At 44.1% G+C, this 14,503-nt stretch carries 11 protein-coding genes; 2 read left to right on the top strand and 9 right to left on the bottom strand.

Annotated features, from left to right (window positions below; all coding sequences use genetic code 11):
- The first annotated feature begins 138 nt into the window (after nt 1-138).
- Complete coding sequence (locus AZ66_RS10360) at nt 139-1,317, top strand: MFS transporter (protein WP_044354780.1); 1,179 nt, start codon at nt 139-141, stop codon at nt 1,315-1,317.
- A gap of 161 nt (nt 1,318-1,478) precedes the next feature.
- Here the strand turns inward: AZ66_RS10360 and AZ66_RS10365 are convergent, their stop codons facing one another.
- The 7 genes from AZ66_RS10365 to AZ66_RS29715 form a co-directional block, all read right to left on the bottom strand.
- The gene (locus AZ66_RS10365; RefSeq protein ID WP_044354781.1) at nt 1,479-2,678 is read right to left on the bottom strand and encodes an MFS transporter; all 1,200 of its coding nucleotides are present in this window, start codon (nt 2,676-2,678) and stop codon (nt 1,479-1,481) included.
- 9 nt (nt 2,679-2,687) lie between these two features.
- The gene (locus tag AZ66_RS10370) at nt 2,688-4,478 is read right to left on the bottom strand and encodes an ABC transporter ATP-binding protein (protein ID WP_156159943.1); all 1,791 of its coding nucleotides are present in this window, start codon (nt 4,476-4,478) and stop codon (nt 2,688-2,690) included.
- A gap of 134 nt (nt 4,479-4,612) precedes the next feature.
- The gene (locus tag AZ66_RS10375) at nt 4,613-5,167 is read right to left on the bottom strand and encodes a MarR family winged helix-turn-helix transcriptional regulator (protein WP_044354783.1); all 555 of its coding nucleotides are present in this window, start codon (nt 5,165-5,167) and stop codon (nt 4,613-4,615) included.
- 307 nt (nt 5,168-5,474) lie between these two features.
- Entirely contained in the window at nt 5,475-6,614 is a 1,140-nt protein-coding gene (locus tag AZ66_RS10380) for a toxic anion resistance protein (RefSeq protein WP_044354785.1), read from the bottom strand.
- A 23-nt stretch (nt 6,615-6,637) separates the two neighbouring features.
- Nucleotides 6,638-8,323 (bottom strand): vWA domain-containing protein, encoded by a 1,686-nt coding sequence (locus tag AZ66_RS10385; protein ID WP_044354786.1) that lies wholly within the window; start codon nt 8,321-8,323, stop codon nt 6,638-6,640.
- Between the two features lie 12 nt (nt 8,324-8,335).
- On the bottom strand, nt 8,336-9,076 hold the full coding sequence (locus AZ66_RS10390; protein WP_052648461.1) for a hypothetical protein: 741 nt from the start codon (nt 9,074-9,076) through the stop codon (nt 8,336-8,338).
- A gap of 52 nt (nt 9,077-9,128) precedes the next feature.
- Entirely contained in the window at nt 9,129-9,713 is a 585-nt protein-coding gene (locus AZ66_RS29715; protein ID WP_052648462.1) for a helix-turn-helix domain-containing protein, read from the bottom strand.
- A gap of 291 nt (nt 9,714-10,004) precedes the next feature.
- Between AZ66_RS29715 and AZ66_RS31330 the strand changes: the two genes are divergently transcribed.
- The gene (locus tag AZ66_RS31330; protein WP_197081691.1) at nt 10,005-10,826 is read left to right on the top strand and encodes a helix-turn-helix transcriptional regulator; all 822 of its coding nucleotides are present in this window, start codon (nt 10,005-10,007) and stop codon (nt 10,824-10,826) included.
- Here AZ66_RS31330 and AZ66_RS10405 read toward each other — a convergent pair.
- Both AZ66_RS10405 and AZ66_RS10410 read right to left on the bottom strand, forming a co-directional pair.
- Nucleotides 10,767-12,008 carry an MFS transporter gene (locus AZ66_RS10405; RefSeq protein ID WP_044354788.1) on the bottom strand — a complete coding sequence of 414 codons (1,242 nt, stop codon included), beginning with the start codon at nt 12,006-12,008 and terminating at the stop codon, nt 10,767-10,769. The two genes, AZ66_RS31330 and AZ66_RS10405, sit on opposite strands and share 60 nt — an antisense overlap.
- Nucleotides 12,009-12,210: 202 nt before the next feature.
- Nucleotides 12,211-14,502 (bottom strand): DUF2325 domain-containing protein, encoded by a 2,292-nt coding sequence (locus AZ66_RS10410; protein ID WP_044354789.1) that lies wholly within the window; start codon nt 14,500-14,502, stop codon nt 12,211-12,213.
- Between the last annotated feature and the right edge of the window lies 1 nt (nt 14,503).

Genomic DNA, 14,503 nt, shown 5'->3' on the forward strand with positions numbered 1-14,503 from the left:
TTTTTATCGCAATAATGTATTGCTCTCCCCGTTCTACTGCCGCATAATGGGAGAATAAGACAGAAGCAAGAGTGGAATCTCGCAAGACTCCTCCTCTCTCGCTCTGAATCTATTTCAGAATCCGAGGTGTTCTCCTCCATGCGCATATGGCACGATTTCAAGCTATTTTTGCGAATAAATGGCGCTCTGCATCTCGTCCTTACCTTGTTCTTGTACGGCATCGGCATGGGTATTCTAGCCCCCATGAACGCGATTTATTTGCGGGAATCATTAGGGCTTGGCAAGGTAGAGATTGCGTCTATTTTTGCAATTTCCCTATTTCTGAACATGGTACTTACGATTGGTGTTGGTATCGTTAGCGATTCCATGAAACGCAAGAAGACGATTCCTCTGCTCGCGTCTGTCGTCTGTATGATCGGCCTCGTCATCTATATGAATGCAGACAGCTATGCGCAGGCGCTGATCGGGATGGCACTCGCCACTGCTCCTTCCGGCATGATTATGGGACAGCTGTTCGCGATGGCTCGGAATCATGTCACGCGGCTTGCTCCTGATATTGTAGAGATGGCGCAAATCTGGATGCGCGCCACATACAGCGTCGGATTCTTTACTGGGCTGCTTGTCGGAGCCAACCTGTACTTGCTGGCGACCTTCCACGGCGTACTGTGGGGAAATCTTGCAGGATACGCTTCCTTGTTCCTGCTGCTCTTGTTCTATAAGGAGATTACGCTCGATTCGTCAACCGCATCCGCCAAAGCAGGCGAGCCATTCTCCCTCATCATGCTCTTTGCCATTCTGCTCTTATCCTGTGCGGATGCGATACGCGGCTTGTACTTGCCGCTTGTGGTGAACGAACAATTCGGCGATCCGCGATTGATGTCCTTCATATGGAGCATACAAGCCGTATTCGAGCTCCTGTTCATGACCATGGCAGGCTATTGGGCAGCCAAGTATGGCAGCAAACCCATTATCATGCTCGGGGGCTTATTCGCTCTCATCACCTATATTGCTTACAGCACGAGCGATTCCTTGACGGTGTTTTTCCTTATGCAGCCGTTATACTCTTTCTTCGTTTCGGTTCTATACGGTGTAGCAATGGGCTACGTACAGCGCATGTTCATACATAAGGCAGGGTTTGGCGCAAGTTTGTACGTGTTCATTTCGCAAACAGCATCCTTAATCGGCTACTTCCTGCCGCTCTTCATTGATGGTGTCACGCCGCAAATCTTCTGGATTCCAGCTGCGCTTATCGTTGCTTCCATGGGGTTGATGACAAGAGCGCTATACACGGGCAGGCAGCAACAGCTGTCTGCTTAAGCGGAAGGAAAATGAAGAAGCTTGGCATCATTGATAAATACTATTTTCCATCACTATATAAATAAAAAACGGAAATAGAGGGGCAGCTCCAAGCAGCTCCAGTCTATTTCCGTTCTTCCTCTTCAAATTTGACGTGAATGTTACCTCAACCTTATCATTAATTACCCTTCCACTGCCTCCTCGCGATTAATGAGACAGGCAGCCAGTAAACCAACGCACAGTATCATTGCCAGCAGGATAAACGTAATCACATAACTGCCACTCTTCATAAAATAGAGTGAGATAATCGGACCAAAGCTTGTGCCCGCAAACAATATAAACGTATAAACAGATACAGCTATCCCACGCATTTTCCCACCCAACTGACCAACAAGAGATACAAGTGAGGGAACGGCTAGCGCTATCCCCCCTACAAACAGAATGCTCATTATAATGAGCAATGGCAGATTCGAGATCATCCCCATGAAGGCTAATCCAATTATCGCTATCAACAATCCTCCGCGCAGTGTAGCACGTATGCCGATACGCTTGGAAATTCTCCCCGCGAATGGAGAAATGAGCATGCCTATTATCCCGAAGGAACGAACATAAAGGATATCTTGTTTGCTCAATTCAAAAGGAGATTGGCTCAAATAGCTGCCCAGCACGGTATACATACTAACAAAAGACATCAACAGAACGAATGCCACTACATAACAGTACACCAGTTGCTTTTGCACAAATACGTGTCCGATTTGCTTGATAGGCTCCCATATACTTGCACTAGCAGAGTGACGAATTCCTTTTGGTAGGAAGAAGAACACGAAGGCTGCGGTCACAGCGTATACAACGGCTAGTAAATAAAAGACGGCACTCCAACCATACTGCTCACTAATCGAACTGCTGATTACTTGACCAACAATTCCTGCAATTAAAAATCCCGTACTAATAAACCCGATGGTTGTTACCCGTTTTTCTACCGGATACATTTCGACCGCGTAGGCGAGAGCTACCGGAGAGAAGGTTGCAGCTGCTGCTCCCTGTAATCCTCTAAGCAGGACTACCCACCCAAACGAGTGAACAGATCCGATTAATACCGAGATTAATGTTAGACAAAGAAGACCAACAAATATAACGGTCTTCCGTCCATATTTATCGGACAATGCGCCATAGACCAAGCAGCCAATGGCAAATCCAATCGAAAAGGTACTCCCGGCAGCTGCGGCCTCTGCAGCGGAAATTTCATAAAGCTGAGCAAAAACAGAAATGAGCGGAATCGTTACGTATAAACTTGACATGACGACAAGGCCGGTCCAGCAAAGAATAATGGTCATTAGAGAATAATTTCTGTCCGCAACAGATGCGGTATTGGGTTTGCTCATGTGACACCTCTACTTTACATATTGTTCCGAAGCGGGTATCCTCGGAAATTGCATATCGTATAATGCCTTGTATCTTCCCTTTTGACGGAGCAACGTTTCATGCTTTCCAAGCTCTACAATTTCTCCTTGTTCCAGTACGACAATTTGATCCGCATTCTGAATTGTGGAGAGGCGATGGGCAATGACCAGACAGGTACGCCCTGGAAGAAGCAAAGACAGTGCGTGTTGAATATGATGTTCGGATTCTGTATCCAGAGCAGCCGTAGCTTCGTCCAATATGAGGATGCGGGGATTTGTCAAAAAGGCTCTAGCGATGGACAGTCTTTGCTTTTGTCCACCAGAAAGCTTAACCCCTCTTTCACCAATGGCTGTCTCATATCCCTGCGGCAAAGCTGTAATAAATTCATGTGCATTTGCAGCCATTGCTGCTGCTTTAATCTCTTCCGCCGTTGCTTGAGGTTTACCGTACGATATATTGTCGTGAATCGTGCCATTCAATAGGATCACTTCCTGAGACACAATCCCCATTTGCTGCCGAAGTGACTTCACCGTCACTTGCGATATCGGATGACCGTCGATATAGATCTCGCCTCGCTGAACATCGTATAAACGGGCGATCAGATGAGCGATCGTAGATTTTCCTGATCCTGACGAACCGACCAAAGCCGTAATTTTGTTGCGCCGAATTCGCAAATTGAAGTTTTGCAGAATGGGCTGCCCTTCTTCATAAGCAAACTCGACATCATCAAATATAATTTCTCCCTTAGCAGGAGGTAGAATCATTGCTCCTTCTTTATCGCGGACCTCCGGAACGGTTGCTAACACTTCCTGAATGCGTTCGAAGGCTGCCACCGATTGCTGCAATTTGGTAATCAATCTACTGAAAGAGCGGATGGGCGCTTGCAGCAGGCGCAGATAGGCTAAGTAAGCTACGATATCACCTACCGTCATGTGTCCGTCCATGACCTGCCACGCACCGAACATGAGCACCAATGTCATTCCTACATAGTTCAGCCAATCGATTATTGGCGAGAATATCGCTGACAACTTAGAGGCTGATACGGTCGCGTTCCGATGCTGTTCGCTCAATGCAGAGAAATGTTCGGCTTCAGCATCTTCACTTGCAAAAGACTTGATCATACGAATTCCTGACAACGTATCTTGAAGGGAGTTGTTTACATCAGCCGAGATGCGACGAACCGATCGATAGGCATTTTTGATGCGCAGACTGAAATATCGTGATGTGGCAAATAGGAAGGGCAACGTAATCAACGTTAACAATGCGAATTTCCAGTCCGTATAAAATAAGAATCCGACGATCGCCACAAAGGTAATGACATCCGCTAAAATAGAAAGGCTATTGGCTGAAACCAGCTCTTGAAGTTGATTCACGTCACCCGTCAGCCTTGCCATCAGATCCCCTGTTCGATTGTGATCAAAAAACTTCAAATCCAAGCGTAACGTATGTTGGTACAGCTTGTTCCGCAATTGCAAAATGGCCTTCTGACTGACAAGAGTCATCACAAAACTACTCCCAAAGTTGAGGGCACCCAGCAACAAAGCGGCGAGTAAAATAAGTGCGCCCGATTCAAGCAGAGCGTAAACCCTTTTATCAGGGATGATCTGATCGATTATGTTCTTGGTCAACTGAGGAATGATAAATTCTAAAAGGGAAATGCAAATCACAAAGACTACGCCGAGCACAATCAAGCCCCATTGTGTCCTCGTATGCAGGAACATCTCCTTCACCATCACACGCAGTGTCGTTAAATGGTGCGCCTGATTCTGTTGTTGGTTCATGGAACGTTGAGTCCGTATCATATGGATCACGCACTTTCATATCAAAGTAAAAATGAATGTTGGTAAGAGAGGATACGATAAGATATTAACGGAATGAATTGTAATTAGATTATCTAACTATATGAATAAAAAAATTATCTTCCTGCTCCCAGTCGCTTTTCCATGTTTGTATTAAGCTTAACGAGCATTTTTTTTAACAACGCCTGCTCCTCTTTATCCAGTTCTTCAACAAGAGATGCACAAGTAGACCAGAATGTAGGCAGCACTTCCTTCACAAACCTACTTCCTTCGGAACTGATACGAACGTGGGTCATGCGCCCGTCCTTGGCATAGGGTTCTCGAATGATCCAATTTCTTTTTTCCAACCAGTTCAATAATGCCGTAACGGAGGATCGGCGAATCCCTAATCGATCGGCAAGGGATGAAGGCGTAACGAGCTCCCGCCCTTCATGCAGTGATAATAGCAATAACAGATCCAGCTTGCTTTCGGTAATGTCGAAAGCAGATAATTGAATATCCATCAAATCCAAGGTGTTATCTCCGAGCCAAAGCATAATAAGTCCTAAAGACGCTGATTCCCGATCCGTATCGGGAGAAGCTGTACGATCCATTAATTCTAAATAAGGCGAAGTTCCAAGCCTGGGCAACTGTTGTTCTGTCGGATACTCCTTGGCGGGCTTTCTGTTCAATTGGTTATACCTCCTCGTTCCTATAGTTAGATTATCTAATTACATCGAATATAACTCATTTCTTTTCCTTTGGCAACTCCTAACATGATACTGTTTAGGAAAAAACCCGCAATTTGTCCGCCTATTTATCTGCGTCTTTCTGCGATCTGTCTCCCAATTTATCTTCCTTTTCAGCTTTTTCAAATGCCACTCGTGCTCCACCAGATTAAGTACTTGCTGTAGAACAAGGGATTCAACAAGGCAACACAAAGAAAAGACTGCCTACCGGCAGTCTTTCGCATTTGCATCATCAATTATATATACATAATTACAAGCCGAGCTTCTGTCCGCGTTCCCAGCGCTGAATCTGCTTCTCGCCGTTGTCAGCAAGCTCCCGGAACTGGTCGATTGTATCGCGCATCTTAGGCAGGGCTTCCTGCTTGTAGGAGCTAATCGAATCCAAAGCAGACAGGACATCCGTAAACGCCTGCTTCAGGGTTTCCGCAGAAATGTTCGTTTGCAGGGACTGCTTATGAATTTGAACGCCTTGGTCTTTAAGCATCCGCGAAGTACCCGCAATCAGCTCATTCGTCGTTTGATTTAGCAATTCAATTTTCTGTAGCACGATCTTCTGATTATACAAGGCACTGGCTACGGTTACCGCAATCTTCAGGGCAGAGATGGTAACGTTCTTCGCACGGTCGACACCGCGAATCAGCTCTTTATTGTTGCGGATAACAACCTCCATCGCCATAATTCCCTGTTGATTGACGACCATCATCTGCTGCATATCCATTACACGCTGACGAAGCGGGAACAGCACTTCTTCCGTAATGAAGCGAATTTTCTCCGGATCTTCATTGCGGGATTGCGCTGCTTCAATCTGTGATTGAATCGAGTCATCCATCAAGGAGCCCAGCTCAATTTCTTTCTTCAGCTTCTTAGTCAAGTCACGCAAGGCAAGCTGTTCAATTTCGAGGGTCGTATTGTCATTTTTCAAGGTAACTTTCCCTTTATCCAAGGAAGTCACGATTTCCGCAATCATGGTATCTGCCTTCTGATACTTCAAGAAATACGTACGCAGCGGATTGAACAGCTTCCCTAGAAACCCCGTTTTCGTAAAGTCAATGACGCTCGGATCGAGATCCTTCAGCTGCTGATGCAGCTCGACCAATCCCTTCGCAACCGGGCCCCCTTCGTCCCCTTTTTTCGATAAATCGCCTACGGAAACCTGCAGAGCATTGTTCTTTGATGAAGAGGAGCGCATGGTGTTCATGCCGAAGCTGTCTATCGATTGTAGAATATCCTTTCGATTCTCTAAGGAATCCAGATCTAAATTCATAATTGCTGCCACATTCGAATCCGCTTGCGCTTGAAGCTTCGCAACTTCCTCAGGAACCGGTTTTACCTCTTGCTCAATTTCCTTTTGAATTTCTTCCGGACTTGCAACTTCCATCGTAAATGACATTGGAATCCCCCTTTAGACTCATGCTACATTTGCACATTGAACAGGTTTGCGATTTTATAGACAACATCATCGGTATCTGCATTAATGCTCGCTGCCTCGTTAATGCTGGAGATGCTCTGCAGTGCTTGAATATCCGCATTATAGCCGATGGTGTAAATCGGAACTTTAAACGTTTCGATAAGCTCCTTAATGTCCTTAAGTGAGTGGCCGCGATTCGTCTCGCCATCACTCAGCACGAAGATCATCGGCTTGATGTTCGGATTGACGGCCTTCTCTTCTTGCAGCATTTTCAAGGCAACAATAATTCCGTCGAAGGTAGCCGTACCGCCATCTGCTTGAAGGCTGTTGACCGCACCGACGAATAAGGAGCGCTGTGTGGTGTCATACTTCTTGATTGGCAAATTAATCGTGACATCATTCGAATAGGATACGAGACCGATACTGTTGTCTTTCCCTAGATTCTTTTGTCCTTTAAGCAGTGATTCCTTCAGTCGATTCAGCGGTTCTCCCGCCATGCTTCCGGATACGTCGGTAACAAAGACAGCCGCGATTGGCTTCCCGCCATTTTTCTTGTCTTTCCACAATTTCTGTGCGGAGGCCAATAAGCTGCCTTTCACAACGGGCATTTCCGATTTATAATTGTCGAGCTCATTGAAACCTTTTGCTTGAGCCTTCTTCTGATATTTCTCCTGCAACGCGAATTCTGCGAACTTTTTGATGATGTCCATTTTCCCTTTCGGCAGATTCCCAATCGCATACAACGGATTGTCATGTCTAATTCCGAATGGTGTGAAGACGTACTCATTTTTCAGTTCATCCGTATTGATGTATGTTTGATATTCCAGTACAAACCCATCCAACACACCCGACTTCGCTGCATCACGCATTTGCGTCGTTGTCGAGGCGAGAAACGGGATATTTTCTTGGAATTTCTCAAATCCTTGAACTGCTTTATTACTCAACAAATTCGACTTGTCGAATGTACTGAGTGCCGTAACTAGAAAATTAATTCCTGTAGAACTGGAGAATGGATCCGTATACCCCATACTGAACTCATTGTTCGAGATGGCTTCCGTCACGGTTTTAACATTTACCGCCCCGTATGAGGAGATAATCGCATCATGTTTGGATTTGGAAATGACAATGCCAGGAACATTGCCCACGAGTCGCTTGCTCACAAGCTCCGTCTTTACCCCGCTAGCTTTGACCATCTCGCCAAGCAGCTCATTCGAAGGTGTATAGGCATCAGGCACATATTTGCCGGATCGGATATAATCCGCAGCTGTACCGGAAGCAATATTGCGAATCTTCACAGAGACAGGCTTCCCGTTCACTTGGATCTTCGCATTATTGAACTCGGTTGCCACATCCGCCAGCCAGCTGTCCATGCCTGTGCCGCCTTTTTCCGTTGACGTGAAGATCTCAACAAATTGATTCGTCGTATTCTTAACCGTAATCGGGAACTTCGATATATCTGGCAACGTATCGCCCACATCGGCTGGACTAATATCGATCTGTCCCTTTACTGGAGCTTCGGTCGACACAGATACGTTCGCATAGAGTTTATTCAATTGTTTGGCTGCATCTTCTGTCGTAACCTGTGATTTGCTTTTTCCTAGGTTGGAGGTTAACGTCACCCCTACATAGATGAGAATAAATACAAAAATTAATGCAAAGACAGACATCACTAACTTCTTCTTTCCCGCCATTCGCTGCACCTCTCACGCTTTATAGTATTTGGTTTGCTTGATTAATGCGTCCAATTCCTGCATGCATGCTAATTGTTCAATATCCTCAGGCTCCACATTGTCCAAGCTGGATATTTCAAGCAGAAGGCGATCCAACTTGACTAAGATTTCTTCATTATTCGTAAGTGAGTTTTTCATAGATGTGAGGTAATCGTTGTATACTTTTGCTTTCTTCTGGGATAGTTCAATAGATAGGCCTGACATCTTGCGATTGACAACCCGGTCGAATTCAGTCTCGTCAAATACACTAAGTATGTTCAGGATATTTCGAATATTTTGGTAGAATAAGTTCTCCACATCAAGTGCAACGGACGCGAACTTAGAGAAGCTTATTTCTGACTCGTTAAATCTCTGCTTCAGCACTTGGAAAAACGTACTCTTCCGCTTCTGCATCCGTTCCATCTGTTCCAGCCCAATGTTAATCTCTTCTTCAATACCCTTGGTTTCTCGATATTGGGACAGCCGTTCCACATACTCTTCATGCGTTCTAATTTCTTTCACAGGTATGACAACAGGCTTCTTGAACAAGAACTGGTAGATTCCATTAATGAGAATCCATGCACTGGCTACAAGCAAGGTAATCCCCGTTGCTGTGGAGAGAGCGCTCGCTCCGATCTGCACACCTAAGAAGCCTGGTGAGAGTACGAGGATATTTACAGCAGCTACCACTAGCATTAGACCTAATAGCTTGATCACATTTGTGTTGGACAACATTCCATCCTCCTCTGCAAATCGTATAGGAACAAGTTACGTGTACGCTGGTGTATTAGATTTCATATGCCTTACGATGGCGCCGTGCAAAGGTCGATAAGGAGTTGAGATGTGTGTCATGAATGTCATCAGATTGTTCTAAAATTAATCCTTCTTGAACGAAATACGTAAGGATCTCCATCCACTGGTTTTTCATCACTGCATTGTATCTACGTTGCATTCCAGAAAAAGTAACAAGCAAAATGCCATCCGATTTGCGAATCTCGTGTGGATAGAACTCGCCGCGTTCCAAGGCTTTACGAATGGTCGCTCCCCCGCCATCAATGCCCCACAGCCGAGCTGCTTCCGATAATCCGAATACTTCATTGACACTGATCCCATTCGGCGAGTAGGAAGATAGAGGGCCTTGAATCATCGTAAGTTCGGCTGCATCAAAACGCTGCTTATGCCTATGCAGGCATTCCCCATGATCATCATATGCCGTTACGGAAATGACTACTTCCCCATCATGTTCTAAGAATCTGCGAACCATGTGCAATTCCGTTAATGCTGTGTGCTGATCTCCAGCAGGAAATATGGATGCAGGCCACAGTCTTTCTCCATTCGGCAAAATGACCTGAAAACAATTTAGTTGCCCCATACATTCCTCCACGAATGTTCCAAGTTATGGTTCAATATTAAGAAAATAATACCATCGTCACGAGGTCGTGACAATGCAAATATTGGATGCTTTTGGCCTATAAGGAAGAAGGGAATAGGAAATGCTTACTTATTTGATAAATGAATCTAAGACTAAAGTCAGCATATCTTACCCAAGAAAGAACAAGACCCTCTACGAATAATAATCGTAGAGGGTTCGCCATTTGAAACAATAATCGGATTCGACATGGTAAACTATAATGTAAACTTCAGTATAGTGATGGTGATTTCATTGTCTATTGTTTTACAAGCTACACAGGGTTTGTTATTGTCAACAGATCAAAAAAAGTGCGAAAGCAAATGGCGAGACGACTGTTCTTATAAGCTTATCTATTCTATAAAAGGATCTATGTATTACCAGACTAAGAGAAGCGACATTTTCTTATCTAACAATGAATTTATTCTTTTTAACCCGAATGAGTTGCATAAACAAATTTCAGTAGATGATCATAAATTTTTAATAGAGCTTGATCCACGATTTTTTAATCAACTGACGGCTGATATTTCTTGTATTAAAGATGATATTTCTTTCGCTCTTACTGCTCAAAAACATCCATTAATCCAGCAATGGATCCATTTTATAAATGATTATGTACAAATAGAAGAAGGTAACGAAAGTCATTCATTAGAGTTATTTTTAGACCATAGCTTCACTCAGTTAGCATTAATTATATGTAAAGTTATGGTTGGTACACATTCGTCTGACATTAACATACAACCATTTAAAGAAATTCACCCTGCACTATACAAAACAATGAACGTCATAAAAGAAGACTTCCAACATGCTTGGAGCCTAGATGAAATGGCAGGAATTTTAGATATAAGCAAATTTCAATTTGCCCATCTTTTTAAGGAGTACATTGGAATTTCCCCCTTTTCGTGGCTTCAATTATATCGCATTATCAGAAGTCAAGACATGCTTATCCATACCCATAAAAGTATTGCAGATATTTCGTATAGTTGTGGGTTTTCTACTATCTCTGTTTATAATCAATTATTTAAACGTCTCTACGGAATTACGCCCGGTTTTTTCCGAAGGAAATACTCGAAATAAATAGACAAGTGAGCCGATAACCATCATACTTCCGCAAAAAACAAAAATATACCGAATTCCTACAAGAGAAGATAGTGCGCCAAACAAGCTCAACGAAAGCACATTAGAACCATATAAGAGAACTGCATTTAAACTAAACGCTCTGCCTAATCTATTGATTGGTGTCCATGTTTGAATAAGATAAACCCGTGCTAAACCAGAAATAGGAAGTCCCACAGCTGCGATTAGTATACCAATAAAATAAGTTGACAGATGAGTTGCAAATCCGAATACAAGTATACCAACACCCCATACAATAGAACCGATTAGATAAGTCGAGAGGGTCAGCTTTTTCCAAAGAAAAGGGATGAGGATATTAACTGTAATCACACCAGCACCGTAACACCCCATTAGAATACTGTAAAGCTGCTCACCATTATTTTGGGTTTCTATTAGTTGTAACAATAATCCGACCTGCCATACCCAAGTATGAAAGAACACAATCCAAAAAGTTACAAACAATAGTGTTTTGACAACATTTTCACCCTTCACCCATATAAAAAAACCTATTATAGAACTAAAAATACTGTCAGTTGTATTCAACAGTTTATCTGCAGCATCGTTATTTTCTTTCCAATGAAGTTTTAAGATGAAAAATATACTGACTACATACGTTAAAGCATCTATTGTGAAGAAATGAATGATTTGTTTTGAATTTATCAGACCAATACTAAATATTGGTCCAAGCATTTGTACACCTCTTGTCACAATATCAAATAAGCTATTTGCAACTGTTCGATCTTCTACAGAAGTAATGAGAGGCAATACAGCTCTGTAAGCTGGATTATAAAAGCATCCTAGACTTTGAATTAGGAAACTCACAACGATTAAATGCCAAAAACCTAAAAGATTCATTTGATAAATAAAGACCAATGAAAGAATAATAGGTACTCGTATAATGTCTATCCACAGTAATAAACGTTTTTTGTTTACAGAGTCAGCAATTACTCCGCCAGCTAGTCCGAATAAAAGGTATGGAGCCGCTTGTGTAATAGCCATAACTGTGGTCAGAATGCTGGATTGTGTTCGTTCATAAGATAGAAAAAGGAAAGCAAGTCCTGTAATCACATTTCCTAATTGGGAAATCCCTGCTCCCGCCAAATAATACAATATCATTCGATTCTTTAGTACACTGCTATACACTGTCATCACCTCATTTAAAAGTTACAGTGTACCCTTCTTTTTTTCTATCTTCATCTTGCTGCATTTTCTTTCAATATTTACTTACCTCAGCAATAAAATATAGTACGACCAGATACGTTCTACCCTGGATGCTAGATATAAAAAACAGATAAAAAAAGGTCAACCAGAAATATCTGGCTGACCTTATAATAAGCTACATAAATCAATTCGCCTTGGCATGTGCAATGATTTGATCTTGATTATTCCACAAGAGGTGACGCAAATTGGATTTGGATCCCTCGATGAAATAGAACGGAATCTGATTCTGCTTCGCGATCTCCACACAGTCCCAATAAGCTTGATGCGAAGTTGCCGTAAGCAATAAGAACAGTGCGGACGAACGCTTCAGATCATGGAATATCCGCTTCGGATTTTTCCCATTCTCATGTACTAGAGTAGCCCCTGTCTCCTCCACTACCTCTTCGAACCATTTCTTCAATCCACCGACAATCGTAATTTGGTGGCCTTCTAGGAATGGCTCTGGCTTCTCATATTCCTTCTTCGCTTGTGCCTTCGCAGCACGTGCGGCACTCTGAACTGCTGCGCCGCTGATCGCTGTACGCTTCGCTTCCAGTTCGGAGATAGGCTGCGCCCGATATAAGCGGGACAGGCGCGCTACTTGCTTCCCAATCTCTACGTTAAATGAGCAAGGATCCCCATCCTTCGGCGTACGAATGGCCACGTCCCGTTCATGCAGCGGGAAGCGGTGCTGCGGATCATTCAGATCGACGCAATACCAGGTAAAATGCTCTCCAAGGTGCACATAGCCATCATATTGAACAATGGAGCTGTTACTGTCATCCCCTTGAAGCAGCAGTTCAATCTCGTATTGCGTTGGATCATGCTGCTTCGGACGGCACAGTACTCCTGCTTCGTGCTGCAATTGATGCTGCAGGACAAGACTTTCGGTAATATTAAACGTCTGTCCCGTCTCCAATACAATATACCCGCCATGATCACGGCGGAAGAACGTCCCATTCAGCCCGCCCTCGTCAGTTACAGACAAGCCATCAGGGTAGGAGCCTCCTTCCAATGCCGCAAAGGGTTCTGCATACTCGCTGCCTTCACTTCGCTCCAGAACCGCAGTGCCGCTGCTTTCTAATGCGCAAGCCGATTCTGCGTACGGCATTGAATCATGGCGCTGCCCTGCATGTACACTTGCAGAACGCTCCTCGCATTCTTCCTGCTGAGCCAATTCCGAATGCTCAAGAATGGAACCGCTTCGTTCAGCAGGATGCTCATTCCGTCTCTCGATGAATTGCTCAAGCTCATCAATGAGCGCAAGAGACTCTCGTATCTTCTGTCTTCCATCCTTACCGGATTGGACGACCGAATTGCGAGCCGCATGAACGGTGTCTTCCACATCGGTATACAGCAATTGAATGATATCCTGAATAGAGGAAGTTAACGCCTTGGGACGAAGTACCTCAACTTTCGCAGCAGCAGCGGATTTCTTGGCTTGTACAATCTGCCTGTTCAATTCATCGTTGTCCGCCCTTAGCGCGTTCACCTGTCTGCGCAGTTGGTTCAGCTTCTCCTCATGTCCAAGCAGCTCACTGCGTATGGACTGCGTCTGTTCTTCTCTCGCGGCTAGCTCCTGCTGCATCAGCTCGGATTCCTTCTGCAGCTTGCTGCGCTCCTGACGAATCACTCGCAGCTCTTCGTTGCGCTGCGCAAGAATTGATTCCAGCTCTTGAATATGTAAGTCCTTATCCTGCTGTACTTGTCCGCTCTCCTGCTGAACAAGCTGAAGCTGAGCATCGATATCAGTCAATTGGCGATTCAGCCGATGAATCTGCTTCTCCGTCTTCCCCAGCGACAGTTCAGCCTGCTTGCGCAAATGCGTCTCATGATTCAATTTCTTCTTCAATTCAATGATTCGCTGCTCCAATTCAAGTGATGGTTCTGTGGATTCCATAGACGGCTCCACTTCTGCAGGCAATGAGGAGGACTCATCTGTCAAATGCAGGACGGTATTACTAGAGCCTTCCGAGCTTCCATCCTCACTCTCCAGTGCCTCTATGGACTGCTTCCACAATGCTTCCTGCTCGGTTCTGCCTGGATGGAAATAAAGCGACCAATAATAATGCCAAAATCCATGTTCAGCAATAATTGCTTCACGACGTGCAAGGAACGATTCAAGAGTATTCTCATCTTCCTCTTCTAGAACGATCATAAGCTGCTTTATCAACGAGGTAATCAATGTATATTTACGATTAAAATGATCTTGTCTGGATTTTACGTATTTGCGTATCTCTTTAATAAATAAAATAGTGGGCATGCTTTTTGAGGTGCGAACCGAGGGTAAATGCAAATCTACCGCCATTTCTCGCCTTGCCGCACCCGACATTTCCTTAAACAGAGCTACTAACTTATCCATTGATATAGTCTGTGTCAGCTCTTCTTCTATAAAGTCTTTGTACTTTTGTACTTCTTCTGCTATTTCAGTTCGCATT

Source organism: Paenibacillus sp. E194 (assembly GCF_000935845.1).
GTDB classification, from domain to species: domain Bacteria; phylum Bacillota; class Bacilli; order Paenibacillales; family Paenibacillaceae; genus Paenibacillus_B; species Paenibacillus_B alvei_B.

Excerpts from the sequence above, each read along its gene's own strand:
- AZ66_RS10390 (WP_052648461.1), bottom strand. The coding sequence starts at position 9,076 with ATGTTGTCCAACACAAATGTGATCAAGCTATTAGGTCTAATGCTAGTG.
- AZ66_RS10380 (WP_044354785.1), bottom strand. The coding sequence starts at position 6,614 with ATGTCATTTACGATGGAAGTTGCAAGTCCGGAAGAAATTCAAAAGGAA.
- AZ66_RS10410 (WP_044354789.1), bottom strand. The coding sequence starts at position 14,502 with ATGCGAACTGAAATAGCAGAAGAAGTACAAAAGTACAAAGACTTTATA.
- AZ66_RS10385 (WP_044354786.1), bottom strand. The coding sequence starts at position 8,323 with ATGGCGGGAAAGAAGAAGTTAGTGATGTCTGTCTTTGCATTAATTTTT.
- AZ66_RS29715 (WP_052648462.1), bottom strand. The coding sequence starts at position 9,713 with ATGGGGCAACTAAATTGTTTTCAGGTCATTTTGCCGAATGGAGAAAGA.
- AZ66_RS10370 (WP_156159943.1), bottom strand. The coding sequence starts at position 4,478 with ATGAACCAACAACAGAATCAGGCGCACCATTTAACGACACTGCGTGTG.
- AZ66_RS10360 (WP_044354780.1), top strand. The coding sequence starts at position 139 with ATGCGCATATGGCACGATTTCAAGCTATTTTTGCGAATAAATGGCGCT.
- AZ66_RS10365 (WP_044354781.1), bottom strand. The coding sequence starts at position 2,678 with ATGAGCAAACCCAATACCGCATCTGTTGCGGACAGAAATTATTCTCTA.